The sequence below is a fragment of the Camelimonas abortus genome (genome assembly GCF_042432745.1).
Lineage (GTDB): Bacteria > Pseudomonadota > Alphaproteobacteria > Rhizobiales > Beijerinckiaceae > Camelimonas > Camelimonas abortus.
On record NZ_JBHLWR010000006.1, the window covers coordinates 1,206,767 to 1,232,551 of the forward strand.

Annotated in this window: 21 protein-coding genes; 3 read left to right on the forward strand and 18 right to left on the reverse strand. The window is 70.5% G+C overall.

Annotated features, from left to right (window positions below; all coding sequences use genetic code 11):
- Positions 1-324: 324 nt before the first annotated feature.
- Positions 325-1,353, forward strand: coding sequence for an NADP-dependent oxidoreductase (locus ACFFJB_RS07585; protein ID WP_376830641.1), 1,029 nt, complete (start codon positions 325-327; stop codon positions 1,351-1,353).
- Between the two features lie 142 nt (positions 1,354-1,495).
- On the forward strand, positions 1,496-3,238 hold the full coding sequence (locus tag ACFFJB_RS07590) for an AsmA family protein (protein ID WP_376830642.1): 1,743 nt from the start codon (positions 1,496-1,498) through the stop codon (positions 3,236-3,238).
- Between the two features lie 48 nt (positions 3,239-3,286).
- Here ACFFJB_RS07590 and ACFFJB_RS07595 read toward each other — a convergent pair whose 3' ends face one another.
- Complete coding sequence (locus ACFFJB_RS07595; RefSeq protein ID WP_376830643.1) at positions 3,287-3,574, reverse strand: hypothetical protein; 288 nt, start codon at positions 3,572-3,574, stop codon at positions 3,287-3,289.
- 391 nt (positions 3,575-3,965) lie between these two features.
- Positions 3,966-5,441: a hypothetical protein gene (locus tag ACFFJB_RS07600; protein WP_376830644.1), complete on the reverse strand. Its 1,476-nt coding sequence runs from the start codon at positions 5,439-5,441 to the stop codon at positions 3,966-3,968.
- Between the two features lie 211 nt (positions 5,442-5,652).
- On the opposite strand from ACFFJB_RS07600, the gene ACFFJB_RS07605 reads away from it, so the two are divergent.
- A complete protein-coding gene (locus ACFFJB_RS07605) occupies positions 5,653-5,847 on the forward strand; it encodes a hypothetical protein (RefSeq protein ID WP_376830645.1) in 195 nt (64 codons plus the stop codon).
- 102 nt (positions 5,848-5,949) lie between these two features.
- Here ACFFJB_RS07605 and ACFFJB_RS07610 read toward each other — a convergent pair whose 3' ends face one another.
- From ACFFJB_RS07610 to nuoL, 16 genes are all read right to left on the reverse strand, one after another.
- Entirely contained in the window at positions 5,950-6,741 is a 792-nt protein-coding gene (locus tag ACFFJB_RS07610; RefSeq protein ID WP_376830646.1) for an ABC transporter permease, read from the reverse strand.
- The gene (locus tag ACFFJB_RS07615; protein WP_376830647.1) at positions 6,738-7,655 is read right to left on the reverse strand and encodes an ABC transporter permease; all 918 of its coding nucleotides are present in this window, start codon (positions 7,653-7,655) and stop codon (positions 6,738-6,740) included. Before ACFFJB_RS07615 ends, ACFFJB_RS07610 begins: the two co-directional genes overlap by 4 nt.
- 101 nt (positions 7,656-7,756) lie before the next feature.
- Positions 7,757-8,878: an ABC transporter ATP-binding protein gene (locus tag ACFFJB_RS07620; protein WP_376830648.1), complete on the reverse strand. Its 1,122-nt coding sequence runs from the start codon at positions 8,876-8,878 to the stop codon at positions 7,757-7,759.
- Between the two features lie 199 nt (positions 8,879-9,077).
- Positions 9,078-9,809 (reverse strand): ABC transporter ATP-binding protein, encoded by a 732-nt coding sequence (locus ACFFJB_RS07625; RefSeq protein ID WP_376830649.1) that lies wholly within the window; start codon positions 9,807-9,809, stop codon positions 9,078-9,080.
- A gap of 16 nt (positions 9,810-9,825) precedes the next feature.
- The gene (locus tag ACFFJB_RS07630) at positions 9,826-11,142 is read right to left on the reverse strand and encodes a lipoprotein-releasing ABC transporter permease subunit (RefSeq protein ID WP_376830650.1); all 1,317 of its coding nucleotides are present in this window, start codon (positions 11,140-11,142) and stop codon (positions 9,826-9,828) included.
- 176 nt (positions 11,143-11,318) lie between these two features.
- Positions 11,319-12,431, reverse strand: coding sequence for an acyl-CoA dehydrogenase family protein (locus ACFFJB_RS07635; RefSeq protein WP_376830651.1), 1,113 nt, complete (start codon positions 12,429-12,431; stop codon positions 11,319-11,321).
- A gap of 12 nt (positions 12,432-12,443) precedes the next feature.
- Positions 12,444-13,655, reverse strand: a complete 1,212-nt coding sequence (locus ACFFJB_RS07640; RefSeq protein WP_376830652.1) for an acyl-CoA dehydrogenase family protein — start codon at positions 13,653-13,655, stop codon at positions 12,444-12,446.
- A gap of 178 nt (positions 13,656-13,833) precedes the next feature.
- Positions 13,834-15,051 carry an ABC transporter substrate-binding protein gene (locus ACFFJB_RS07645; RefSeq protein ID WP_376830653.1) on the reverse strand — a complete coding sequence of 406 codons (1,218 nt, stop codon included), beginning with the start codon at positions 15,049-15,051 and terminating at the stop codon, positions 13,834-13,836.
- 519 nt (positions 15,052-15,570) lie between these two features.
- Positions 15,571-16,893 carry a proline--tRNA ligase gene (gene proS, locus ACFFJB_RS07650; RefSeq protein ID WP_376830654.1) on the reverse strand — a complete coding sequence of 441 codons (1,323 nt, stop codon included), beginning with the start codon at positions 16,891-16,893 and terminating at the stop codon, positions 15,571-15,573.
- 128 nt (positions 16,894-17,021) lie between these two features.
- Entirely contained in the window at positions 17,022-17,252 is a 231-nt protein-coding gene (locus ACFFJB_RS07655; protein WP_376830655.1) for a DUF1467 family protein, read from the reverse strand.
- A 206-nt stretch (positions 17,253-17,458) separates the two neighbouring features.
- Positions 17,459-17,863, reverse strand: a complete 405-nt coding sequence (gene mce / locus ACFFJB_RS07660; RefSeq protein ID WP_376830656.1) for a methylmalonyl-CoA epimerase — start codon at positions 17,861-17,863, stop codon at positions 17,459-17,461.
- Positions 17,864-18,022: 159 nt separating this feature from the next.
- The gene (locus tag ACFFJB_RS07665; protein WP_376830657.1) at positions 18,023-19,696 is read right to left on the reverse strand and encodes a ribonuclease J; all 1,674 of its coding nucleotides are present in this window, start codon (positions 19,694-19,696) and stop codon (positions 18,023-18,025) included.
- Positions 19,697-19,698: 2 nt separating this feature from the next.
- On the reverse strand, positions 19,699-20,541 hold the full coding sequence (locus ACFFJB_RS07670) for a biotin--[acetyl-CoA-carboxylase] ligase (protein WP_376830658.1): 843 nt from the start codon (positions 20,539-20,541) through the stop codon (positions 19,699-19,701).
- A 252-nt stretch (positions 20,542-20,793) separates the two neighbouring features.
- Positions 20,794-22,233 carry an NADH-quinone oxidoreductase subunit NuoN gene (nuoN, locus tag ACFFJB_RS07675; RefSeq protein WP_376830659.1) on the reverse strand — a complete coding sequence of 480 codons (1,440 nt, stop codon included), beginning with the start codon at positions 22,231-22,233 and terminating at the stop codon, positions 20,794-20,796.
- 7 nt (positions 22,234-22,240) lie between these two features.
- Positions 22,241-23,752, reverse strand: coding sequence for an NADH-quinone oxidoreductase subunit M (locus tag ACFFJB_RS07680; RefSeq protein ID WP_376830660.1), 1,512 nt, complete (start codon positions 23,750-23,752; stop codon positions 22,241-22,243).
- Positions 23,752-25,728, reverse strand: coding sequence for an NADH-quinone oxidoreductase subunit L (nuoL, locus tag ACFFJB_RS07685; RefSeq protein WP_376830661.1), 1,977 nt, complete (start codon positions 25,726-25,728; stop codon positions 23,752-23,754). The genes ACFFJB_RS07680 and nuoL overlap by 1 nt, the downstream gene beginning before the upstream one ends.
- Positions 25,729-25,785: the final 57 nt, after the last annotated feature.

Here is a 25,785-nt window from a genome sequence, read left to right on the forward strand (position 1 = left end):
TGTTTTGCGTGTTATTTCATTGATTTGCACGGGATTTCTCGCCCTCCGCTACGGCCGGACCAGTCCTGATCCGCCATGCGCGGATTTCAATACAACATACTGACGAAAAAACCATTTTCCGAGTTTATCCGCCTGTCCCGCCACAGGCCGCCGTCCGGGCCGCGCCCCCGCCGCGCTTGACCGGAGGGCGCCGTTTCCGCTCAATCGCCGGCGACGCCTGCGCCCGCCGGCCCGGTCCGGGCGGCCGGCGCGAAAAGGCCCCGGCCGGCGCGCGTCCGGCCGCGACAGCCCCGCAACAAGGGGGGCCAGCAGTGGAGGAACCCCATGAGCGCCGCAGCCGCCCGCAACCGGCAGATCCTGCTCGTCGAAAAACCCGCCGGCAAACTCGGCCACGAACATTTCCGCCTCGTGGAGGGCGAGATCCCCGCCCCGGCGGACGGCCAGCTGCTGGTGAAGGTGCTGATCGTGTCGCTGGACGCGGCCAACCGGGCGTGGATGCAGGCCGCCACCTACCGCTCCGAGATCAGCGCCGGTGCGGTGATGGCCGGCGGCGCCCTCGCCGAGGTGATTGAGTCGCGCGCTCCTGGCTTCGCCCCCGGCGACCTGGTGTTCGCCGACGCCGGCTGGCAGGAATACGCCGTCATCGACGCCGGCGCGGCGACCAGATATCCGCGCGCCGAACCCCTGACCCATCTCATCAGCCTTTACGCCATTCCCGGTCTCACCGCATGGACCGGCCTGCTGAAGGTCGGCCGGCCAAGGGCGGGGGAAACCGTGGCCGTCTCCGCCGCGGCCGGCTCCGTCGGCTCGCTCGTCGGGCAGATCGCGAAGATCCACGGCTGCCGCGTGGTCGGCGTCGCCGGCGGCAGGGAGAAGTGCGAGTGGCTGGAGCGCGAGCTCGGCTTCGACGCCGCCGTGGACTACAGGGCCGCAGACTTTCACCGGGCGCTGAAGGCGGCGACGCCCGGCGGCGTCGACATCTATTTCGACAATGTCGGCGGCGACGTGCTCGAGGCCATGCTGTTCCGCATGAATCTGGGCGGGCGCATCGTCTGCTGCGGCGCGGTTTCGCAATATGACACCGCCAGCCCCCGCGGCGTGCGCGGCGTGCCCGGCCTCATCGTGGTGCGCCGCCTGCGCATGGAAGGCTTCATCGTCAGCGATTTCGACGCGGAGCGCGAGACCGCCATCGCAGACCTGCGCCGCTGGGTCGCCGAAGGCCGCCTGAAGGTGCAGGAGGACATCCTCCACGGCGTCGAACAGCTGCCGGGCGCGCTCATCGGCCTGCTCGCCGGCGAGAACCGCGGCAAGCGCATGGTGATCGTGGCGCAGCCCGCAACGCCGGCGGGATGACGCGGGCGCGGAGGACGGACGCGGCGGCGCCGCCGCCTCTCCATGCGTCAGCTATCCCCGTTCGCGGCTACGGCTTCTGTTGATCGGCGTGCTATCGTCTGGTTGTCTTGGCCACCGATGAATCAGGCCACCGGGAAGCTGCATGCGCCGTCGCACCGTCCTGTTACTGACCGTCGCCGGACTTGCGGCCGCTGGCGCCGGCGCGGTTCCATGGACGGTGATGGACCGGCGCGCCGTGAGCCAGATCAGCCGTGATTTCGCCGGCGGCGCCGGCCTGTGGCTGGAGGCCGGCGGGCCGGTCACCCTGGCGGTGCTGCCGGTTCCGCGCATCAAGATCGACCACGTGCGCCTTGTCGGCGCCGACGGCGCGGTGGTGGCGCGCGCGCGCCAGCTGCGCGGCGAGCTGCGGCTGCTGCCGCTGCTGGCCGGACGGTTCGAGCTGGACGACCTCACCCTGATCGAGCCGGTGTTCCGCGCGCCGCCGGCGGATGCGGACGGGGCGGCGCTGTGGTCCGCCGCCCTCGCCGCCAGCACGGAAATGTGGCGGCGCGCCAGCGGCGGCGCGTGGCGGCCCCGCCGGGTGACGCTGGTCGCCGGCGCGTTCGACGCGGCGGACGGCCGCGCGGCGCTGGCGCGGGACATCAGCCTGACGGCGACGTGGCCGTCGCCCGCTTCGCCGGTCGCCATTTCGGGCGTGGCGGCGATCGGCGGCGAAGCCTACGAAATCAGCGTCAGCGGCTTTTCGCCTGAGGCGGTCGCCACCGACGGCTCCTGCCAGGTGACGGCGCGGCTGTCGGGCGCGCCGCTGAAGGCGGAGCTGCGCGGGGCGCTCACTGACGGCGCCCGCCGCTTCGAGGGCCAGGCTTCCCTCTCCGCCCCGGCGATCGGCCGGCTGGCCCCGTGGCGCAACCTCAATCTGGACCGGAACGCCGGCGACCTCCCCGCCAGCGTCGAGGGACGGCTGACGGTAAACGCCCGCAGCGCGGCGCTGTCGCCGGCGACGGCGCGCATCGGCGACAACACGCTGGAAGGGGCGCTGTCGCTGCGTCCGGGCGACGCCGGCGGCTGGGCCCTGGCGGGCACCCTCGCCGCCGACACGCTGGACCTGCGCTTCGCCGGCGGCGGCGCGTGGTGGTCGCAGCCGCCGTTCCTCGCCTCGGACGGGCTGCGCGACTGGGAGGTGGACCTGCGCCTGTCGGCGGCCAGCGTGCGGCTGACGCCGGAGCTGCGCGCCAGCGACGTGGCCACCAGCATCGTCCTGCGTCATGGCCGCGTGGAGGCGGTCCTCGGCTCCGCCAGCCTTCTCGGCGGGGCGCTGAAGGGCCGGCTGAACGCCGCGCCCTCCGCCGCCGGTCTCGACATGCGCCTGCAGGTCTCCGCCGAGGGCCTGGACGCGACCAGGCTGGCCTTCCTGCAGGGCGGCCCCATCCGCGTCAGCGGAACGCTCGGCGGCGCGATGACGCTGGAGGGCGAGGGCGCGACCCGCGAAACCCTGCTGCGCAACATGCGCGGCGAGGGCCACGCGCAGGTCAGCGGCGGCGAGCTGGGCGGCCTCGCCCTCGCCGCCCTGGCGCGGCGCGGCGAGGCGCCGGCCGCGGACGAGCCGGTGAAGCTGCGCGGCCGCACTGCCTTCTCCAGCCTGCAGGCGCGCTGGACGCTGTCGCCTCCCGGCATGCTCGGCGTGACCGGCCTGACCGTGTCGGGCTCCGGCTTCACCGCCAGCCTGTCCGGCGAGGCCGGCCTTTCTGGCCAGCCGCTGGCGCTGGAGGGCGCGCTCACGCCGGCGAACGGCGCGCCGCTGCGGCTGCGGCTTTCCGGCGCCTGGTCCAGCCCGTCACTGGCCGTGAGCGCCGCCGGCGCCCCGCCGCAGGCAACGCCCCCCTGACCGCCCGGCCGCCGGCCTGGCCGGACATGTCGCGCCGGCGCCGCAGGCTCAGCCCAGCTCGTTGACATAGAGACGGCCGGACGCCGGCGCCGGCCCGACGCGGACCGCGGCGACGCCGTCCGCCGTGGCGATCCATGCCTGCCGCGCGCCGAGCCGGAAGGTGCGCGCCTCGCCCCTGGCGTCCTCCAGGCTGACGCTGCAGTCGTGGGTGGCGAACAGTCGCAGGAACAGCGCCTGTCCGTTCACGGCCGCCGGCTCCGAGCCATTGCCGCCGAAATGAATGCGGTGGCTGCGCAGCACGCTGAGATGGCGGACAAACTGCAGCGGACTATCCATCGACCTCCACATCATCGTCGCCCCCAGATATCGCCAGGAAACACGGTCGCCAGCCACGCCGCGCCCGGCGGAGGCTGCGCCGCGCGGGCACAACGCCCTGACCCGCGGCCGGACCGGACCGACGGGAAAATGCGCCGGCCGGCGCGCTGGCGCGAACAGCGGACCTGCAGGGCCAGCTCCAGCCGCCGCCCCCGCCCGCAACGCCTCTTCACAAAGGCAGCGGGCGCGCCGCGCCCGCTGCCCCTCCGCGTTGCGTTTCCTCCCCCTTGCCGGCGTTCCCGGCGGCCCTGACCGGGAACGCCAGACCTGCTCCTGGCCCTGCCCCGGCCAGACGCCCGCCGGCCGCCCGCGCCAGCCGGGAGCAGACGCTCCCCCGCCCGGCGCGCCGGCGTTACTGCGGCTTGTCGCTCTCGCCAGCCGTGCTGACGATGACCACGGCGGGAATGCGCGCCCCGTTGCGCCGCCCTTTCACCGCAACCTGCGCCGGCTTCGGCGCGCCGTCGGGCTGGACCGGCTCCTCCGACGGCGGCTGCAGCTCCCCGGCGCCGTCGTCCGCCGGCGCCGGAGCGACGGCGGCCTCGGCCCCGGCGGGCGCGGGCGCGGCCGCCTCCCGGTCGTCCACCACCAGCTGCGCCGCCGCCGGCAGGCGGGAGGCGCCCGCCGCCACCTGTCCCTGCTGGGCCACCTCCTGACGCAGGCGGGCCAGCTCCTGGCGCAGCCCGTCGATGGTGGCGCGCGCCGCCTCCAGCGAACCGTCAGACATCTGCCGGCTGCTGCGCTCGTGCGCCAGCTGGGCGTTCAGCTCGGCCACATGGCTCTGGAACTGCTGCTCGGAGGCGGCCATCTGCTTGCGGGCGTGCTCCAGCTCGCCGGCCAGGGCGGCCAGCTTCTGCCGCGCGGCCTCATGCTCGCGGTCGCGCGCCTTCATGCTGGCCACCAGCGCATGGCTGCGCTCGGCGAGACGGGCGTTGATCTCGCTGGTTTCACGCGCCAGCCGGTCGGCGCGGTCGCGCTCCTTGCGCGTCTCCTCGACGCGCTTCTCGAGGGCGTTCTTCTCAAGGGTGAGCTGCAGCGCATGGCGCTGGATCGCCGAATGTTCCTCGGTGCGCAGGGCGATTTCGTCCCGCGCCAGGGCGAGCAGCTGCTCGGTGACCTGCAGGCGCGAGGCCAGGGCGTCGGCGCGGTTTTTCAGCGAGCCGATGGCGGCGCGCAGCCCTTCCACCTCCTCCGCGTGAGCCTCCTCCGCCGCCTTGTGACGCTTCGCCATTTCGGCGAGGTTCTCCACCAGCCGCTTGCGGTCGGCCTCCACCTCGGCGTGCTTCTGGCGGGTTTCGGCGTGCTCGCGGTCGCGCTTCGCCAGATCGCGGTTCTGCTCCTCCAGCCGCTGCTGCAGGGCGCGCACCTCCTCGGCGAGCATGGCGACCTGCTGCTCCTCCTTCTTGGCGGCGGCCTCGAGGGCGGCGATCTCCGTCTGGCGTTCGTCATATTTGGTGCGGAAGAAGGCGGCCCGCTCCTCGGCCTCGGCGGCGCGGCCCTGCGCGTCGGCCAGCTCGCCGCGCAGCTGCATGGCGTCTGCCTGGGCAGCCGCCAGGTCATGGCGTGCGGCGGCCAGCTCGGCGCCCAGGTCGTTCAGCCGGTCCTGCAGCGCCTCCAGCGCCGTCTCCTGCTGTAGCCGCGCCTGCTTGTGGCCATGGGCCTCCTCCTGCAGCCGGGCGAACTCCTGCCGCAGGCGCGTCAGCTGCTCACGCTCGGACGCCAGCTCGCTGCGCGCGCCGTCGGCGGCGAGCCGCACGCGCTGGTGATCCGTAAGCAGCTGCATCACCGAGCGCTCCAGCGCCTCCAGCGTCTCGCCCGCCTGGCGGATCACCAGATGCCGCTGGGAGAGATCAGCCAGCTGGGCGCGGATGACTTCCTGCGCGCGCCCCGCGGCCTCATGGGCGGCCGGCCCCTCCGGTTCGCCAGTTTTTTCCCCGGCCGCCGCCCGCCGCCCGCCCGCGCCTGTCGCCGCGTCCGCGCGCGCCGCCGGAGCATGTCGCTGATCGTCAGGCCGTCGTCGTCCGCCAGACCGGAAACCAAACATGCCGACACCTCACGCTGAATCAACCGATTCTGCCATGACCAATATTGTCATATATTATGTATTCATCAATATCTCTCATAAACTATTCTTCGTACCAGGACCTGACAATTATGCAGTCGCCGCAGTCAACTGGAAGACAACGGAAGCACCGACTCGCGCCACTCCGGGAACATCCGGAAAATACGCAACATGACCGACGCCCGCCGCGACAGGCCCGGCCGCATGCAACAGCGCCCGCGCGCGGCGGGCGATTCACAGGTCCGGCGCTGATGGACGCAAGGAAGGGGGAGACGGCTCAGGCGTCACGCGTCCGGCCGCGGCGCCCCAGCAGGAAGGCGCCGCCCAGGCCCGCCGCCACCAGCGCGATCAGCACCGTGCAGGCGGCGTTGATCTCCGGCGTCACGCCCAGTCGCACCTGGCTGTAAATGCGCATGGGCAACGTGGTGGAGCCGGGGCCGGAGACGAAGCTGGCGATCACCAGGTCGTCCATGGAGATGGTGAAGGCCAGCAGGAACGCCGCCGCCAGCGACGGGGCGACCAGCGGCAGGGTGATGACGAAAAACGTGCGCCACGGCGGACAGCCAAGGTCCATGGCCGCCTCCTCCAGCGACTGGTCGAAGTCCGCCAGCCGCGCCCGGATCACCACCGTGGCGAAGCACATGGCCACGGTGGTGTGGGCGATCACCACCGTCCAGAAGCCGCGGTCCACGCCCAGCCCCACGAACAGCAGCAGCAGCGCCAGGCCCGTCATCACCTCCGGCATGACCATCGGGGCGTAGGCCATGCCGGTGAACAGCGTGCGGCCGAGAAACGGACCGCGGCGGACCAGCGTCAGCGCCGCCATGGCCCCGAGAATGGTGGCCAGGGTGGCGGAAACGAAGGCGATGCGGATGCTGGTCCACGCCGCCTCCATCAGCGGCCCGTTGCGGAACAGCGCCGCGTACCAGCGCAGCGAGAAGCCGCCCCACACCGTCACCAGCCGCGAGCTGTTGAACGACCACAGCACCAGGATGACGATGGGGGCGTAGAGAAACGCCAGGCCCGCGCCAAGCGCCAGCATGTCGGACAGGCGGCGGGAGCGGCTCATGACCTGCCCTCCACCCGCTCCTCCAGCCGCCGCCAGACGATGATCGGCGCCAGCAGGATGACCAGCAGCGCCACGGCGATGGCCGAAGCCAGCGGCCAGTCGCGGTTGCTGAAGAACTCGCTCCACAGCGTGCGGCCGATCATCAGCGTGTCCGAGCCGCCGAGCAGGTCGGGAATGACGAACTCGCCCATCATCGGGATGAAGCACAGCAGCGCCCCCGCCGCCACGCCGGGGGCAGACAGCGGCAGGGTGACGCTCCAGAACGCGCGCAGCGGCGTGGCGCCGAGATCCTGGGCCGCCTCCAGCAGGCTTGCGTCCAGCTTCGAGAGCGTGGCGTAAAGCGGCAGCACCATGAACGGCAGGTAGGAATAGACGAGGCCGATCATCACCGCCCAGCCGGTGTTCATGATCTGCAGCGGCGCGTCGGCCAGCCCGAGGCCCTGCAGGGCGGCGTTGAGCAGCCCCTCCGGCTTGAGAATGCCGATCCAGGCGTAGACGCGGATCAGGAAGCTGGTCCAGAACGGCAGCATCACCAGCAGGAGCAGCGCCTCGCGCCGGCCGGCCGGCTGGCGCGCCAGGGCAAGGGCGACGGGATAGCCGGCCAGAAGAAGCAGCGCCGTGGCCGCCGCGGCGTAACCCAGCGAGGTGAACAGCGCGCTGGCGTAAAGCGGGTCCTCAAGCAGCGTCAGGTAATTCCCGGCTTCCAGCTCCCGCACGGCGGCCAGCACGCCGGAGAGGCCTTCGCTCCAGTCGATCACCGGCCGGTAGGGCGGCTGCGCCGTGGCCGGCGCGGACAGGCTGATGCGCAGCGTCAGGACGAAGGGAACGAGAAAGAACAGCGCCAGCCACGCCGCCGGCGCCAGCTGGACCAGACGGCCGCTTCCGGGCGCGCGCCACCCGCGCCGGCGCATCATGCGCCTCCCTGGCGGCCGCGGCGCGCGGCGGCGGCCGGGCGGCGCGACGGAGCGTGGCGGAGCAGGACCGGCATGGGCGGACGCCTCCCCTCGGCGGTGGATCAGCTGGTGAGGATGACCGCGGCGTCCGGCGCGAAGCTGGCGCAGACGGTCTCCTCCCAGGTGAGCGGATCGGCCACATGGCGCGAGACGTTGGCGCGCGAGGCCTTCAGCGTGTCGCCGCCCGGCAGGCGCAGCACATAGGTGGTCCAGTCGCCGAGATAGCCAATGTCCCACACCACGCCGGCCATGACGTTCACCGCGTCCGGCGGGGCGACGCGGTCGAGGCGGATCTTCTCGGGGCGCACCGCCACCGCCACCTCCTGCCCCGGCGACAGCTCCAGCTCCGAGGCGACGCTGACAGGGCCGGCGGCGCCGCAGTCAATGCGCCACAGGCCGCCGTCGCGGCCGCGGACCACGCCCTCCAGCAGGTTGACGTCGCCGATGAAGCCGGCGACATGCCGGCTGGCCGGCTCTTCATAGATGCGCGCCGGCGTGTCCAGCTGCACGATGCGGCCGTGGTCCATCACCGCGATGCGGTCGGCCATGGTCATGGCCTCCTCCTGGTCGTGGGTGACGACCAGGAAGGTGGCGCCCAGCCGCTCCTGTATGTCCATCAGCTCGAACTGGGTCTCCTCGCGCAGCTTCCTGTCGAGGGCGCCGAGCGGCTCGTCCAGCAGCAGCACCTCGGGCCGGCGGGCCAGCGCCCGCGCCAGGGCGACGCGCTGGCGCTGGCCGCCGGAGAGCTGGTGCGGCCGGCGCCGCGCCAGCGGCTCCAGCTGCGTCATGGCCAGCATCTCCTCCACCCGCGCCCGGATCTGCGCCTTCGGCAGGCCCTGCTGGCGCAGGCCGAAGGCGATGTTCTGCTCCACCGTCATGTGCGGGAACAGGGCGTAGCTCTGGAACATCATGTTCACCGGCCGGCGGTGCGGCGGGATGTCCGCCTGGTCGACGCCGTCGATGAGAATGCGCCCCGCGTCCGGCTGCTCGAAGCCGGCCAGCATGCGCATCAGCGTGCTCTTGCCGCAGCCGGAGGGGCCGAGCAGGCAGAAGAACTCGCCGCGGTAGACGGACAGGTCGAGGCGGTGAATGGCGACGCTGGCGCCGAAACTCTTGCGCACGCCCTCGAAGCGGATCAGCGGCCGCGCCGCCGGATCGGCCCAGGGAGCGAAGTCGCGCCGCACGGCGCCGAGTCCGGCCCTGCCCGGCTTGCCGGCCGGCCGCCGCGCCGGTCGCGGCGCCGGCGCCGCTGCTGCCTGTGAACCCTGCGCCCGCGTCATGCTGCGCGCCCCCGCTCCATGCGTTTCCCGCGCTGATGCGCCCTGCCCGGGCGCGCGGCGCGCGTCGCCCAGGCCCGTCGCGGAACGGCCGCCGCTGGAGCCGTCAGCCCGCGGGCGCTCCGCCGGGAATCGCCTGATGCGCCGCAGCTTCATCCACGTCCACGACCCTGCCGTCAAGCAGGGTCAGACGCCTGTCCATGCGCGCCGCCAGCGAAAGGTTATGCGTGGCGACCAGCGCCGCAAGCCCCGTGGCGCGCACCAGCGTCACCAGCGTTCCGAAGACATGTTCGGCGGTCTCCGGATCGAGGTTGCCGGTTGGCTCGTCGGCCAGCAGCACATGGGGCGCGTTGGCCACGGCGCGGGCGATGGCGACGCGCTGCTGCTCGCCGCCGGACATTTCCGCCGGGCGGTGGTCCAGCCGGTGGCCAAGGCCGAGGAAGCCGAGCAGTTCCCTGGCCCGGCGCTCCGCCTCCTTCCTGCCGAGGCCGCAGACCAGCTGCGGCAGCGTCACGTTCTCCAGCGCCGAAAATTCGGGCAGCAGGTGATGCGACTGGTAGACGAAGCCGATGCTGGTGCGGCGCAGCGCCGTGCGGCCGGCGTCGTCAAGGCGCGAGGTGGGCGCGCCGCCCACATAGATCTCGCCGGCGTCCGGCTTCTCCAGCAGGCCGGCCACGTGCAGCAGCGTCGACTTGCCGGTGCCGGAAGGCGCCACCAGCGCGACGATCTCTCCGGGCCAGATGGCCAGCCCGGCGTCGCGCAGGATGTGCAGCGATCGCTCGCCCTGGCGGTAGCTGCGGCGGATGCCCGTGAGGTAAAGCGCAGGCGGTTCGCTCATGTGGGGCGGCTCCCGGTCAGCCGTAACGCAGGGTTTCGACAGGATCGAGCCGGGCGGCGCGCCAGCTCGGATACAGCGTCGCCAGCAGCGACAGCGCGAAGGCGGTGATGACGATGACCGCCACCTCCACCGGATCGATCACCGACGGCAGCCGGCTGAGGAAGTACAGCTCCGCCGGGAACAGGTTGGCGTTGAGCAGCCGGTTGAGGAAGGTGCGGATGGCCTCGACGTTGGCCGCCAGCACGACGCCGAGGATCGCCCCCAGCGTGGTGCCCACCACGCCGATGGCGGCGCCGGTGATGAGGAAGATGCGCATCACCGCCCCGCGCGTCACGCCCATGGTGCGCAGGATGGCGATGTCCTGGGCCTTGTCCTTCACCAGCATGATCAGGCCGGAGACGATGTTGAGCGCCGCCACCAGCACGATCAGCAGCAGGATGAGGAACATCACGTTGCGCTCCACCTGCAGGGCGTTGAAGAAGGTCTGGTTGCGCACGCGCCAGTCGGTGATCATCAGCGGCCGGCCGATGTTGTCCTCGATGTCGGCGCGCACCCGGTCGACGTCGTCGGCGTTGGCGAGGAACACCTCGATGACGCTCACCTCGTCGCCGCGGTTGAAATAGGCCTGGGCCTCGGCCAGCGGCATGAACACGAAGCCGGTGTCGAACTCGGACATGCCGATCTCGAACACCGCCGTCACCGGATAGGTCTTGATGCGCGGCGCCGTGCCGAAGGGGGTCGAAGCCCCCTGCGGCGCCACCAGGGTGATGGAGTCGCCGGCGTGCACGCCAAGATTCATGGCGAGGCGGCTGCCGATGGCCACGCCCTCGCGGCCGTCGAAATCCTCAAGCGAACCCTCGCGAATGTTGCGGGCGATGAAGTCCACCTTGCGCAGGTCCTCGCCGCGCGCGCCGCGCACCAGCACGCCGCTGGAGGGGCCGGCCTTGGAGGAAGCCAGCGCCTGGCCCTCCACCAGCGGCAGGGCGAATTTCACGCCCTTCATGGCGTCGAGCCTGCGGGTGAGGTCGCGGTAGTCGTCCAGCGGCCGGTCGATGGCCTGCAGGAAAATGTGGCCGTTGACGCCGAGAATCTTGTCCAGCAGCTCCTGGCGGAAGCCGTTCATCACCGACATCACCACGATCAGCGTGGCGACGCCCAGCATGACGCCAAGGAAGGAGAAGCCGGCGATGACCGAAATGAACCCTTCCCGCCGCCGGGCGCGCAGGTAGCGGCCGGCCACCAGCCATTCGAAGGCGGCGAAGGGCCGCGTGCCGGCGCTGGCGGGCGGCGGGGCCAGCCTCTCCTGTTCCGGTCCGCTTGCAGGGCTGGTCATGGGCGATTGGCTCCGTGGGGAGATCCGGCCCGTCGGCGGGCCGGGGTCCGGTCGCGTGTCCACGCTTACCGTGGATATACCGACGCCCGCCGCAAGGCCAGAGCATGACGGCGGGCGCGATATCCACCGGCGGCGCGTCGCCGCCCGGAGCCTCGGGCCAGAATCGCCGGGCCGCCTCAGGCGGCGGCCTGGCCGATGACGCGGAAGTGGTAGTCCGGCGCGCCGAACATCGCCTCGAAGGCGAGAATCCGCTTCAGGTAGTGGCCGACGCACAGCTCGTCGGTCATGCCGACGCCGCCATGGGTCTGGACCGCCGCCTCGCCGACGAAGCGGCCCCAGCGGCTGACCTGGGCCTTCAGCACCGAGACGTCGCGCGCCGTGGCCAGACCGGACTCCATCAGGGCGGTGACGTACAGCAGCGTCGCATACGCCTTGGCGTGCGCCACCTTCATGTCGGCGAGGCGGTGCGCCACCGCCTGGAACGTGCCGATGGGCGCGCCGAACTGCCGGCGGGTGTTGGCGTAGGCGGCCGTGACGCGCAGCAGCGCGCCCATGGCCCCCACGGTCTCGGCGGCGAGGACCAGGATCGTGTCGGCGAACGCCGCGGCGAGCAGGTCGTGGGCGTCGCGCGACAGCACGCCGGCCGCCTCCACGCGCACGCCGTCGAAGCGCACATGGGCGGCGCTGCGGCCGCATTGCGTGCGGAACGGCGTGATGCTGACGCCGGGCGCCGCCGGATCAACCGCGACCAGGGCGAGGCCGGCCTTCTCGCCCGGCGCGCCGGCATGGCGGACCGCCGCCACCAGCAGCCCGGCCTCGGCGCCGGCGATGACGAGGCGCTTCCCGCCGTTCAGGACCAGGGCGTCGCCGTCGGCCGTGGCCGGCATGGCGACCTGCGCCGGCGCGGCGAGGCCCCGCCCCTCGTCCCAGGCGCAGGCGGCGACCAGCCCGCCGGCGGCGACCTGCGCCACGCGCCCGCCGGCGCCGGCGCGGACCAGCAGACCGCCCGCCAGAACCTGGGTGAACGGCCACGGCTCCACGGCGATGTGTTCGCCGCAGACCTCCGCCACCGGCACGAGGTCAACGGCCGAACCGCCCATGCCGCCGGCCTCCTCCGGAAACGGCAGCGACAGCACCCCCATCTCGCCCAGCGCCTTCCACGCCTGCGCCGACCATGGCGCGCCTGAGCGCAGCAGCGCCTTGCGCGCCTCGAAGTCGCAGTTCTTCTCAAGGAAACGCTTCACGCCGTCGCGGAGCATCACCTGTTCTTCGGTAAAGCTGAAATCCATGGCTGACGCTCCTCAGCGGTTCGCCGCCAGAACGGCGCGGGCGACCAGGTCGCGCTGCACCTCGTTCGTGCCGGCGTAGATCGTGGTGGCGCGGGAGTTCAGGTAATAGGGCATGGCGATGAGGTCGAAGTCGTCGCCCAGCGGGGCCACGCCCGAACCCACGGTCAGCGCCTCCAGCTGCAGCGGCACGGTCTCGATGCCGGAAACGCGCGTCATCATCACCGACACGCGCTGGGTCAGCTCCGAGCTCATGATCTTGTTCATGGAAGGACAGGCGGCGTCCGTCCCCATGGGGTGGCCGCTGATCACCAGCTTCTCGAAGTGCTGGCAGGAAAGCACGTCAGCCTCCAGCTCGCCGAGGTCGCGGATGAAGGCCGGGTCGTCGGCCAGAACGCCCCCGAACGGCGACGGCGTGCGCGCCGCCGCGGCGCGGATTTCGGCGATGGAGCGCAGCAGGCCGGGCGACGCGGCGGAGCCGCCGCGCTCGTGTTTCAGCAGGTGCTTGGCCACGGTCCAGCCGTCGTTCTCGGCGCCGACGCGGTTGGCCCTGGGCACGCGCACGTTGTTGAAGAACACCTCGCACTGCTCCGGGAAGCCGTCGAGACCGATGATCGGCCGGATCTCCATGCCCGGATAGTCGGTGCGGTCCAGCAGCAGGAAGGTGATGCCCTCCTGCTTCTTGCCGGCGCGGCTGGTGCGCACCAGCATGAACATGCGGTTGGCCTTGTGGGCCAGGGTGGTCCAGATCTTCTGGCCGTTGATGACGTAGTCGTCGCCGTCAGACTCCGCGAAGCACTGCAGCGAGGCGAGGTCGGAGCCGGCGTTGGGCTCGGAATAGCCCTGGGTCCAGTAGTCGTCGCCGGAGAGGATGCCGGGCAGGTATTTCCTCTTCTGCTCCTCGGAGCCCAGCTCGATCAGCAGCGGCCCGACCATGACAAGGCCGTTGGGCAGCAGCGGCGGCAGGCCGCGTTTGCGGTACTCCTCGGCGAAAATATAGCGCTGCGCGACGCTCCAGCCGGCGCCGCCATACTCCTTCGGCCAGGCCGGGGCCACCCAGCCCTTCCGGTACAGGATCCGGTGCCAGGCCATCACCTGCTCGAACGGGGCGAAGACGCTGGTGGTCTTGCGGCCCGCCTCGCGGATCTCCGGCGTCGGCGCGGTGTCCAGAAATTCAGCGACTTCCCGCCGGAATTCTTCCAGTTCCGGCCCGAATTCAATGTTCATCCCCAGGCTCCCCCCTGTGCATGTCCGGCGGACCACGACCGTCGCGGCGCGCCGGCGGCGCCGGCCCGCAGGCGAGGCGGGCCGCCCCTGCAGGCGACCCGCACATTTATGCGCAATCCGTCCGCCCTGGAACCAGGGCGCGGCGGCGCCCCCGGCATGCGCCGCAGGCGGCGCAGCCTCAGCCGGCGGACACCGGCGTCATGTCGTAGTCCCAGGCGCCGTCGCCCTGGTAGGTTCCCATGATCATGGCGTTGAACGGCGAATAGTCCTCGGGCGTGGTGGCGTAGGAGAGGCCCGGCAGCAGCGGCGGCGTCACCATGCCGCGGAGGCTGGTGGCCTGGCGCAGCAGGTTCTCGCGGGTCAGCTCGTCGCCGCAGCGCTCGAGGATCTGGTGCATCAGCACCGCCACGCCATAGCCGATGAAGGCGATGGAGTTGTCTTTCGAGATGTTGGGCATGCGCTTCGCCCGCAGCGCCTCGAACGCCTGCACGCCCGGGTCATCGTCCCACTGCGGGCTGCCCAGCTGCTTGATGTAGTGCGCGGAGACGATGCCGCGCGCCGCCTCCGCGCCGGCCGCCGACAGGATGGTGGTGCCGCTGGAGGTGCTGATGAGGATCTGGAACGGCTTCCAGTCCAGCTCGTGCGCCTTCTTCACCGCCTGGGAGGTGAACTTGCCGGAGGATGCGTTGAAGAACACATCGGCGCCGGACCTGGCCAGATTGATCATCTGCGAGTCGACGGTCGCGTCAGTCAGGTCGTAATGCGCCTCGGCGACGATCTGGCCGCGCGAACCCAGCCCTTCCCTGAACGCCTTCAGGTAATCGCGGCCGAACTCGTCGTTCTGGTACAGCACCGCGACCCTGCTGCCCGGACGCCTGGCCGCCAGGTAATTGGCCAGGATGCGGCCCTCGACGGAGTACAGCGGCAGGCCGGGCGTGGTCCACGGGAACTGCTTCGGATTGTTCCAGCGGGGGGCGCCGGCGTTCAGCAGCAGCTGCGGCACCTTCTTGTTGTTGAGATACTTCTGCACGGCCGCCTGGGTGGCGGTGCCGAGCGACGAGAACAGGCCAAGCACCTCCTCCTGCTCCACCAGGCGGCGGGTGGCCTCCATGGTCTTGGGCGGGCTGTAGGCGTCGTCGAGCGAAATGAACCTGATCTTGCGGCCGTTGATCCCGCCCTTCTCGTTCAGCTCGTCGAAATAGGCGGCCTGGGCGTGGCCCACGGCGCCGTAGACGGAGCCGGCGCCGCTGTACGGGATGGTCTGGCCGAGCCGGATCTCGGAGTCGCTCGCGCCGGGATCGTATTTCTTGCCCTTCGCGATGGCGGGCGCGCCGCGCAGCGCGAAGCCGGCGCCGAGCGCCGCCGCGCCGGCCGCGAGAAAGTGCCTGCGATCCATTGTCATTCCCCCTGGGCCTTGCGCTCGCGGCGGACCGCGAACGTGTTTCCTGCTGACTGTCGTGCTGACGTTTTCATTGTCCTGGACGGGCCCGCCGGCCTGCGGCGCGCCGCCATGAAACGCCGGCGCGGGGAACTCCCGCCCGGCGGGCGCGCCGCCAGCCCGCGCCCGCCAGGGCGCGCAAACGCCCCGGCGGCGACGCGGGGCCTCCCTGGCCGCGCTCGCCCCGGCGCCCGCGCCTCCCCGCCCTGGTCTGGCGTGGTGAGCGCGCGGCGCGCCCTCAGTCTCATATGAGACTGTTGTTGCATAACCTGTAACGGATTGATGTGCAAAGTTATTGACATATCCACAGGGCGCATGGCCGGCTTTCCGTCCATGTTTTTCCGGCGAAGGCGCCTGGTATGCGTCGCCAGGCCCAGACCGCCGGAGCGGCGCCACGGCCGGCGGCGCGCGCAAAAAGCCCGGACGACGGCGATCGCCCGGGGCCGCGATACGCGGAAATGACGGTAGCGGCGCCGCTCAGCCGGCGATGCGGACCACGGCGTCCGCCGGCGAGAGCAGTTCGCGCTCGCCCGTGGCGCGCCGCTTCACCTCCACCTTGCCCTCGGCGAGGCCCTTGGGGCCGACGAGGATCTGCCACGGCGCGCCGATGAGATCGGCGGTGGCGAACTTGCCGCCGGCGCGCTCGTCGCGGTCATCCCACAGCACGTCGAGGCCACGGGCGCCGAGCGCGTCGTACAGCTGCGCGCAGGCGGCGGCGGTGGCGGAATCGCCGGCTTTCAGGTCGAGGATGGCGACGTTGAACGGCGCGACCGCGTCCGGCCAGACGATGCCGGCGTCGTCGTGACCGGCCTCGATCAGCGCCGCCACCAGGCGGGTGGGGCCGATGCCGTAGGAGCCCATGTGCACCGGGCGCATCTGGCCGTCGGGACCGGCGACCTCGGCCTTCATCGGGGCCGAATATTTGGCGCCGAAATAGAAGATGTGGCCCACCTCGATGCCGCGGGCGGCCATGCGGCGCTCCTCGGGAATGGCGGCGAAGGCGGCTTCGTCGTGCATCTCCTCGGTGGCGGCGTAGCGTGAGGTCCAGCGGTCGAACACCGCCTGCAGGGCGGCGCGGTCGGTGAAGTCGGTGTCGGCGGGCGGGACCTCGAAGTCGAGGAACGCGCGGTCACAGAACACGGCGCTCTCGCCGGTGTCGGCGAGGATGATGAACTCGTGGCTCAGGTCGCCGCCGATGGGGCCGGTGTCGGCGCGCATGGGAATCGCCTTCAGGCCCATGCGGTGGAAGGTGCGCAGATAGGCGGCGAACATCTGGTTGTAGGAGTGGCGCGCCCCCTCCATGTCGAAATCGAAGGAATAGGCGTCCTTCATCAGGAACTCGCGCGAGCGCATGGCGCCGAAGCGCGGCCGGATCTCGTCGCGGAACTTCCACTGGATATGGTAAAGGTTCAGCGGCAGGTCGCGGTAGGAGCGCACGTAGGCCCGGAAGATTTCGGTGATCATCTCCTCATTGGTGGGGCCATAGAGCATCTCGCGCTCGTGCCGGTCGACGATGCGCAGCATCTCCTTGCCGTAAGCGTCGTAACGGCCGGATTCGCGCCACAGCTCCGCCGACTGGATGGTGGGCATCAGCAGCTCGATGGCCCCGGCCCGGTTCTGCTCCTCGCGGATGATGGCGGTGACCTTGTTGAGCACGCGCAGGCCGAGCGGCAGCCATGCGTAGATGCCGGCCGCCTCCTGGCGGATCATGCCGGCGCGCAGCATCAGCCGGTGCGAGACGATCTCGGCTTCCTTGGGGTTTTCCTTCAGGATGGGCAGAAAATAGCGACTGAGGCGCATGACGGCTCCGGAGTGGCTCTGGCGTGGTCCGGTTCCGGCCGGGGCCGGCCGGTCAGGTTTCGCCCGGGGTTGGATGGCTGGCGCGGAGGCCTGCGCCGGCGCCGCCGCCGCATGCGCCCGCCGGCCAGTCAGAATTCGATATATGGATACGTAAAATACAGCGCCGCGAACAGGATGGAGGCGATCACCGTGGTCCACAGCGCCTTCCACAGCAACAGCGGGCGCGCCGGGGCGCCGGGCTCCGATCCCTCCACCACTTCGCCGGTCTCGTGCTGGCCGCGCACGCCGAACGGCAGCACGGCGAACAGCGTTATCCACCAGATGACGAAATAGACGGCGACGCCAAGGGAAACGCTCATCGGCGGCTCGCTCCTCAGGTTCCGGCTCCGGGACGGCGCCCGGCGGCGAGGCGTTGACGAAGGACCGGGCGACCGGCCATGGCCGCGCGCCATGCCGCGCCGGCGGCACCCGCGCGGCGGCCACGCCCGGAGCCGCCGCCCGTGACGCGCCCGGACCGGCGGCCCGGCCCGGGAGACGGCGGGCGCGACGCCCGCCGGCGTCGCGCTCAGACCTGCTCCAGCTCGACCAGCGTGCCGCAGAAGTCCTTGGGGTGCAGGAACAGCACCGGCTTGCCATGGGCGCCTATCTTCGGCTCGCCGCCGCCCAGCACCCGGGCGCCCTTCGCCACCAGCTGGTCGCGGGCGGCGATGATGTCCTCAACCTCATAGCAGACGTGGTGGATGCCGCCGTCCGGATTCTTCTCCACGAACTTCTGGATCGGCGAATCCTCGCCCAGCGGCTCCAGCAGCTCGATCTTGGTGTTCGGCAGCTCGACGAAAACGGTGTAGACGCCGTGCTCCGGCTGCGGAACCTTGTCGGAGACGGTCGCGCCCAGGGTGTCCCTGTAAATGCGGGTCGCCTTCTCGATGTCCTTCACTGCAATCGCGACGTGGTTGAGCCGACCGATCATGTTTTCCTCTCCGTAATGCCGGGATCCGCCGCCCCCGCGGGCCGGTCCCCCTCCTGCGTTGTGGCGCCGCCTGGGCGCGGCCGGCGGCGCCGGGCCCGCGCGCGCATCGCATGTCGCGCCGCCGATGTCCATGGGGCGGCGCGTCCCGCCCGGCGCCCGTCAGACGCCCAACACCAGCACGTGGCACACCGGCTTCTTGCCCCAGACGGCGCGCAGCTCGTTGCGCACCGCCTTTTCGATGGCCGCGGCGAAGGCGGCGGCGTCGCGCCGCTTGCGCGGCGGGAAACTGTCGATGGTCTCGTCCACCACGTCGGCGATGATCGCCAGCAGCTCCTCGCCGTCGGAGGTCCGCTCCGGCAGGCCGGAAGCCTGGATTTCGGCGTCGCCCGCCACCTCGCCGCGCCCGTCCACCGCCACGGCGACGGAGATGACGCCGCTGAATGCGAGCCTGCGGCGCTCGGCGAGGCCGGGCGCGGAGCCCGGCACGACGATGTCGCCGTCGCGGTAGCGCACGCCCGAGGGAATGCGGCCGATGACGCCGGCGCCGCCCTCGACGATGGCCACCACGTCGCCGTTGAAGGCGCGCACCACCTCCGGCACGCCCTGGGCGCGCGCGAAAGCGGCGTGTTCGGTCAGGTGCAGCGGCTCGCCATGGGCGGGAATGGCTATGCGCGGCCGGATCCAGCCGTACAGCTGCTCCAGTTCGCCGCGGCGGGGATGGCCGGAGACGTGCACGAGGTGGTCGCGGTCGGTGACCACCTCCACGTCCTTCAGCATCAGCAGGTTGATGATCTCGCCGACCGCCTTCTCGTTGCCCGGGATGGTGCGCGAGGAGAAGATCACCCGGTCGCCGGCGGCGATTTTCAGCGCCGGATGGTCGTCGCGGGCGATGCGGGCCATGGCGGCGCGGGCCTCGCCCTGGCTGCCGGTGAGCAGCGCCACCACCCTGTCGCGCGGCAGGCGCTGCAGCGCGTCAGGACCGCGGAACGGCGGCAGGCCGTCGAGATAGCCGCACTCGGCCGCCACCTGGATCACCCGGTCCATGCCGCGCCCCACCACCACCACCTCACGGCCGCAGGCGGCGGCCGCCTCGGCGACGGAGCGGATGCGCGCCACATTGGAGGCGAAGGCGGTGACGCACACGCGGTGCGGCGCGCTGGCCACCAGCTCCGCCAGGGTGCGCGACACGTCCGCCTCGCTGGGGCTGGCGCCGGCGCGCACCACATTCGTGGAGTCGCACACCAGCGCCAGCACGCCCTCGTCGCCGATGGCCTTCAGCCGGGCCACGTCGGTGGAGCGGCCGACCACCGGCGTTTCGTCCAGCTTCCAGTCGCCAGTGTGCAGGATGGTGCCGGCCGGGGTGCGGATGGCGAGGGCGTTGGCCTCCGGAATCGAGTGCGACACCGGCACGAATTCGATGCTGAAGGGACCAAGGGTGAGCACGCCGCCCTGCTTCACCTCGCGCAGCGGAATCTTCGGACCGTTGAACTCCGAGAGCCGGCGCGCCTCAAGCAGGCCGAGGGCGAAGCGCGTGCCGTACACCGGCACGCCGATCTCGGGCCACAGCTGGGCGATGCCGCCGATGTGATCCTCATGGGCGTGGGTGACGACGAGGCCGAGCAGGTTCCTGCGGATCGCGCGGATGAATTCGAGGTCCGGATAGACCAGTTCGACGCCGGGCGTGCGCACCGGGTCGGCGAAGGAAACGCCGAGGTCAACGAGCACCCACTGCCGGTTCCTGCGCGGGCCGTAGCCATACAGCGCCGCGTTCATGCCAATCTCGCCCAGCCCGCCCAGGGGCGCGAAAACGAGTTCCTCAACCGGCCTGTCCATGTTCATCCGTTCCTCGCAGCGTTGCGCAACGCCTCTTGCGGGCGTGAGACCGCCGCCTCCCCCCTGAATGAGCCGACGTCGCCGAAATGCACGTCGCCAGCGGTGATGGTCCGCGCATCGCCGGCCGGGGTGCGAACCACCAGCTGGCCCACCGCGTCAATGGTTTCAAACACGCCGCGGATCACCTCCGGGCCGTACTGGATGGCCACCGCGCCGCCCACGCCGTGCGCCCGCTCCAGCCACAGCCGGCGGATGCGGTCCATGCCGCGGCCGTTGTCCCAGATGCTGAAATATTCAATCCACGTCGCTGACATCACTTCAAAAAGCGATTGGGCGGTCACGCCCGGGGCGACCGCGCGCAGCGCCGCCGCCGCATAGGGCAGCCCCGCCGGCGCCGCCGCCACGTTGACGCCCACGCCAACCACCACGAACCGCCGCCCGCCGGGCATGATCTCGCTCTCCAGCAGCATGCCGGAGAGCTTGGCGCCGTCGAGCAGCAGGTCGTTCGGCCATTTCAGCCGCAGCGCCGCGCGCGCCCCCGGGGCGCACCGGGCCGCAGCCTCATGCAGGGCCAGCCCGGCGACGAAGCCGATGGAGGCCGCCAGCGCCGGCTCGCACGCCGCCTCCACCAGCAGCGACGCCGCCAGATTGCCGGGCGGCGTCTCCCAGACCCGGCCCCGCCGGCCCCTGCCGCCGCGCTGCAGCGTGGTGACCACCCACAGGCCGCCGGCGCCGCCGGCGCGGGCGTGCTCCATGGCGATGGTGTTGGTGGAGCCCTCAACGACCTCATGGGCCTGCAGCCGGTAGCCGGAAGCCTCTGCCTGGGGCGCAAGCACAAATCGCATGTGGTCGTGGCGCTTTCCCTGTATGCGCGCGGCCATGAAGCCGCGCAGGCCATTGCACGTGAGCCGTGTATGCCAGAGCCGGCCTGGCATGGCTACCCGCAGCCGGCCGGAGCCGGACGTTTCCGGGCCGCCGCGGCGGCGGACCGGAAGCGCCAGCTCCCCGCCGGGACGAAAAGGGCGCGGCCAGCGGCAGGCCGCGCCCCCTGATTGCGCTCGGCGCCGCAGGACGCCGGAACGGGTCGTCGCGACCCGTCAGAACAGCGTCTTCGCCGCCGCCATGACCGGCGCGTTCAGCAGCGCCGGGGCGAGGAAATAGCCGACGGTGACGATGATCGACAGCGCCAGCACGAAGCGCGCCGCGCCCGGCATGGGGTCGAGGCCGCCGCGGGCGGCGTCGAAGAACATCACCTTGACCACCCGCAGGTAGTAGTATGCGCCGACGACGCTGGTGAGGATGCCGAACACCGCCAGCAGCGTCAGCTTCGCCTCGATCGCCGCGGCGAACACGTAGAATTTGGCGAAGAAGCCGGCCAGCGGCGGGATGCCCGCGAGCGAGAACATCAGCAGCGCCAGCAGATAGGCCGTGACCGGGCTGGTCTGGGACAGGCCGGCGAGATCGTCGATCTCCTCCACCACCTGGCCGTCGCGCCGCATGCTGACGATCACCGCGAACACGCCGAGCGTCATCGCCACATAGACGCCCATGTAGAGCAGCACGCCGGTGACGCCGGCCGCCGTGCCGGCGGCGAGGCCCACCAGGGCGTAACCCATGTGGCCGATGGACGAATAGGCCATCAGGCGCTTGATGTTGCGCTGGCCGATGGCGGCGAAGGCGCCCAGCGCCATCGAGGCGAAGGACACGAAAATGATGATCTGCCGCCACTGGTCGGCGATGCCCGGGAAGGCGCCGATCATCACCCGCACGGTGATGGCCACCGCCGCCACCTTGGGCGCGCTGGCGAGGAAGGCGGTGACCGGCGAAGGCGCGCCCTCGTAGACGTCCGGCGTCCACATGTGGAACGGCACGGCGCTCATCTTGAAGGCGAGGCCGGCGGCGAGGAAGGCGAGACCGAAGATCAGTCCGCCGCCCGGCGCGTCGGCGGCGGCCTTCGCGATGCCCTCGAAAGAGACCGTGCCGGTGAAGCCGTACACCAGCGAGGCGCCGTACAGCAGCATGCCCGAGGAGAGCGCGCCGAGCACGAAGTACTTCAGGCCCGCCTCGGTGGAGCGCACGCTGTCGCGGTCAAAGGCGCAGATCACGTAGATGGCGAGCGACTGCAGCTCCAGGCCCACGTAGAGGGCGATCAGGTCGCCGGCCGAGATCATGACCATCATGCCGGTGACCGAGAGCAGCACCAGCACCGGATACTCAAAGGCGGCGATGCCGCGCTTGCGGAAGTCGTCGAAGGACAGCAGCAGCGCGCCGGCGGCGCCGGTGAGCGCCAGCGCCTTCATGAAGCGGCCGAAGCCGTCCGCCACGAAGGCGCCGTTGAAGGCCACGACGCGGCCCTCCGGCTGGGCGGCGATGAGCGCCCCGGCGACAATGAGCAGCAGCAACGCCACGAAATTGACGAAGCCGCCGGACCGGGCGCCCGCGAAGGCGCCGACGAGCAGCAGCGCAAGCGCGCCTCCCGCGAGCAGAAGCTCAGGCAGGATCAGCGAAAGCGCCGGGAGAAGTGCTGCGGAGGTCATGCTTGCCTCAATGGATCGCGAGCGCGGCCGTCTTCACGGCGGAGAGCGCGGATTGGGTGTGCTTCAGGAGTTCCACGGTCGGCGCGGCGAAGACGTCGAGGATCTGGCCGGGCTGCACGCCGTACCAGATGATCAGCAGGACCAGCGGAACGAACATGACCAGCTCACGGGCGTTGAGGTCGGTCATCTCGCGCAGCGAATCCTTCTCCATCTTGCCGAACACCACGCGGCGGTACAGCCACAGGGCGTAGGCGGCCGACAGGATGACGCCAGTGCAGGCCAGCAGCGCCACCAGAGGCTGCACGCGGAACGTGCCGAGCATGGTCAGGAACTCGCCGATGAAGCCCGAGGTGCCCGGCAGGCCGACATTGGCCATGGTGAGGATCAGCATCACCACGGCGTAGCGCGGCATGCGCTCCACCAGACCGCCGTAGGCGTCGATGCGCAGCGTGTGCATGCGGTCGTAGATCACGCCGACGCCAAGGAACAGCGCGCCGGAGACCAGGCCGTGCGACACCATCTGGAACATGGCGCCCTGCACGCCCTGCTCGGTCATCGAGAAGATGCCCATGGTGACGAAGCCCATGTGGGCGATCGACGAATAGGCGATCAGCTTCTTGATGTTCTCCTGCATGAGCGCGACCAGCGAGGTGTAGATGATCGCGATCACGGACATGGCGTAGACCAGCGGCGCGAAATACGCCGAGGCGTCCGGGAACATCGGCAGCGAGAAGCGGATGAAGCCGTAGCCGCCCATCTTCAGCAGGATGCCCGCCAGGATGACCGAGCCCGCCGTGGGCGCCTCCACGTGGGCGTCCGGAAGCCAGGTGTGCACCGGCCACATCGGCATCTTCACCGCGAAGGAGGCGAAGAAGGCCAGCCACAGCCAGATCTGCAGGCTCTCGCCGAAGCGGTGCTGCAGCAGGGTCGGAATGTCGGTGGTGCCGGCGGCCCAGTACATGGCCATGATGGCCAGCAGCATCAGCACCGAGCCCGCCAGCGTGTACAGGAAGAACTTGTAGCTGGCGTAAATGCGCCGGTCGTGCCCCCAGATGCCGATGATCAGGAACATCGGGATCAGGCCAGCCTCGAAGAACAGGTAGAACAGCACCAGGTCAAGCGCGGCGAACACGCCCACCATGGTGGCCTCCAGCACCAGGAAGGCGATGAAGTACTCGCGCACCCGCTTCTCAATGGATGACCACGACGCCAGCACGCAGAACGGCATCAGGAACGCCGTCAGCACGATGAACGGCAGCGAGAAGCCGTCGACGCCCAGCTTGAAGCGGATGGTCTCGGAGAGCCAGGCGTGGCTCTCCACCAGCTGGAAGGCGGCGCTGGAGCCGTCGAAACGGCTCCACGCCACGAGCGACAGCACGAAGGTCGCCAGCGTGGTCACAAGCGCGATCCAGCGCGCGTTGGACGCGACGGACTCCTGCGACCCGCGCAGCGCCAGGATCAGCAGCGCGCCGACGACAGGAATTGCGACCAGGCCAGAGAGGATGCCAAAGCCGAACATCAGTGGGCCCCTCCAACGAGGTACCAGGTGACGAAGAGCGCAACGCCGATCAGCATGGCGAATGCGTAGTGATAGAGGTAACCGGACTGCAGCCGCACCGCGCGGTTGGCCACGTCCACGACCCGGGCGGAGACGCCGTCAGGCCCGAAGCCGTCGATGAGCCAGCCGTCGCCCTTCTTCCAGAGGAAGGAGCCGAGCCACTTCGCCGGACGCACGAACAGGAAGTCGTAGATCTCGTCGAAGTACCACTTGTTGAGCAGGAACCGGTACATGAGCGGCTGGTCTGCCGCGAGACGCCGCGGCGCCTCCGGGTTCTTCACGTAGAACCACCAGGCCACCACGAAGCCGAGGACCATCATGACCATCGGCGACAGCTTCACCCAGCCAGGCACGTTGTGCATGTCGTGCAGGATGTGGTTGTCCTTCGCGGTGAACAGCGCGCCCTTCCAGAAGGCGTCGTAGCTGGCGCCGATGAAGTCGCCGGCGAACACGGCGCCAGCGGCCAGCGCGCCGACCGAGAGCACCGCCAGCGGGATCATCATCACCGCGGGGCTCTCGTGAGGCGTATGGTCGCCATGGCCATGGCCGTCATGCGCGTGAGCGTCATGGTCATGGGCCGCCGCGTGCTTCCACTTCGCCTCGCCGAAGAAGGTCATGAAGAACAGGCGCCAGGAATAGAAGGAGGTGAACAGCGCCGCGACCACAACGCACAGGAAGGCGTAGGTGGAGGCCGGCGAGTGCGAGGCGAACGAAGCCTCGATGATCGCGTCCTTCGAATAATAGCCGGCGGTGAAGGGGAAGCCGGTCAGCGCCAGGTTGCCGATCAGCATGGCGGCCATGGTGAAGGGGATGTAACGGGCGAGACCGCCCATCTTCCGCATGTCCTGCTCATGGTGGCAGGCATGGATCACCGAGCCGGCGCCAAGGAACAGCAGCGCCTTGAAGAAGGCGTGGGTGAACAGGTGGAACACGCCGGCGCCGAAAGCGCCCACGCCCAGCGCCACGAACATGTAGCCGAGCTGCGAGCAGGTCGAATAGGCGATGACCCGCTTGATGTCGTTCTGCACGAGGCCGACGGTGGCGGCGAAGAAGGCGGTGGTGGCGCCGATCACCGTCATCACCACCATGGCGGTGGGCGCAAGCTCGAACAGCGGCGACAGGCGGGCGACCATGAACACGCCGGCCGTCACCATGGTGGCGGCGTGGATCAGGGCGGACACCGGCGTCGGGCCCTCCATGGCGTCAGGCAGCCAGGTGTGCAGCAGGAACTGCGCCGACTTGCCCATGGCGCCCATGAACAGCAGCAGGCAGGCCAGCGTCATGGCGTTCCACTCGTGGCCGAGCAGGCGGAACGACTGCTGCGCCATCTCCGGCGCCTTCGCGAAGATGTCGGCGAAGGCCACGGAGCCGGTCATCACGAACACGGTGAAGATGCCGAGCAGGAAGCCGAAGTCGCCGACGCGGTTGACGACGAAGGCCTTCATCGCCGCGGCGTTGGCGGAGTCCTTGTGATACCAGAAGCCGATGAGCAGATAGGAGGCGAGGCCCACGCCCTCCCAGCCGAAGAACATCTGCACGAGATTGTCGGCCGTCACCAGCATCAGCATGGCGAAGGTGAACAGCGACAGGTAGGCGAAGAAGCGCGGCCGCGACGGATCCTCGTGCATGTAGCCGATGGAGTACAGGTGCACGAGCGCCGACACCGAGTTCACGACCACCAGCATCACGGCGGTCAGCGTGTCGATCTTCAGCGCCCAGTCGACGGAGAGCCCGCCGGAGGTCATCCAGTTGACGACCGTCACCTGAACCGGGCCGGTTCCCCAGGCCACCTGAAAGAACGTCACCCACGAAAGCGCCGCCGCCACAAACAGCAGCGACGTGGTGACGATTTCGCTGGCGCGCGCCCCCATGATGCGGCCAAAGAGGCCTGCAATCAGAAATCCGGCAAGCGGAAGAAAGACGATCGCGTGATACATGACGGCCGTTCGTGCATGCGGGCGGTTGCGGCGCGAGCCACGCCGCCCTGTGGCGTG

Coding starts and splice junctions, on each gene's coding strand:
- ACFFJB_RS07630 (WP_376830650.1), bottom strand. CDS start 11,142: ATGACCAGCCCTGCAAGCGGACCGGAACAGGAGAGGCTGGCCCCGCCG.
- ACFFJB_RS07585 (WP_376830641.1), top strand. CDS start 325: ATGAGCGCCGCAGCCGCCCGCAACCGGCAGATCCTGCTCGTCGAAAAA.
- ACFFJB_RS07590 (WP_376830642.1), top strand. CDS start 1,496: ATGCGCCGTCGCACCGTCCTGTTACTGACCGTCGCCGGACTTGCGGCC.
- ACFFJB_RS07625 (WP_376830649.1), bottom strand. CDS start 9,809: ATGAGCGAACCGCCTGCGCTTTACCTCACGGGCATCCGCCGCAGCTAC.
- ACFFJB_RS07665 (WP_376830657.1), bottom strand. CDS start 19,696: ATGGACAGGCCGGTTGAGGAACTCGTTTTCGCGCCCCTGGGCGGGCTG.
- ACFFJB_RS07610 (WP_376830646.1), bottom strand. CDS start 6,741: ATGAGCCGCTCCCGCCGCCTGTCCGACATGCTGGCGCTTGGCGCGGGC.
- ACFFJB_RS07645 (WP_376830653.1), bottom strand. CDS start 15,051: ATGGATCGCAGGCACTTTCTCGCGGCCGGCGCGGCGGCGCTCGGCGCC.
- ACFFJB_RS07670 (WP_376830658.1), bottom strand. CDS start 20,541: ATGCGATTTGTGCTTGCGCCCCAGGCAGAGGCTTCCGGCTACCGGCTG.
- ACFFJB_RS07655 (WP_376830655.1), bottom strand. CDS start 17,252: ATGAGCGTTTCCCTTGGCGTCGCCGTCTATTTCGTCATCTGGTGGATA.
- nuoN (WP_376830659.1), bottom strand. CDS start 22,233: ATGACCTCCGCAGCACTTCTCCCGGCGCTTTCGCTGATCCTGCCTGAG.
- ACFFJB_RS07680 (WP_376830660.1), bottom strand. CDS start 23,752: ATGTTCGGCTTTGGCATCCTCTCTGGCCTGGTCGCAATTCCTGTCGTC.
- ACFFJB_RS07635 (WP_376830651.1), bottom strand. CDS start 12,431: ATGGATTTCAGCTTTACCGAAGAACAGGTGATGCTCCGCGACGGCGTG.
- ACFFJB_RS07595 (WP_376830643.1), bottom strand. CDS start 3,574: ATGGATAGTCCGCTGCAGTTTGTCCGCCATCTCAGCGTGCTGCGCAGC.
- proS (WP_376830654.1), bottom strand. CDS start 16,893: ATGCGCCTCAGTCGCTATTTTCTGCCCATCCTGAAGGAAAACCCCAAG.
- mce (WP_376830656.1), bottom strand. CDS start 17,863: ATGATCGGTCGGCTCAACCACGTCGCGATTGCAGTGAAGGACATCGAG.
- nuoL (WP_376830661.1), bottom strand. CDS start 25,728: ATGTATCACGCGATCGTCTTTCTTCCGCTTGCCGGATTTCTGATTGCA.
- ACFFJB_RS07615 (WP_376830647.1), bottom strand. CDS start 7,655: ATGATGCGCCGGCGCGGGTGGCGCGCGCCCGGAAGCGGCCGTCTGGTC.
- ACFFJB_RS07640 (WP_376830652.1), bottom strand. CDS start 13,655: ATGAACATTGAATTCGGGCCGGAACTGGAAGAATTCCGGCGGGAAGTC.
- ACFFJB_RS07605 (WP_376830645.1), top strand. CDS start 5,653: ATGCCGACACCTCACGCTGAATCAACCGATTCTGCCATGACCAATATT.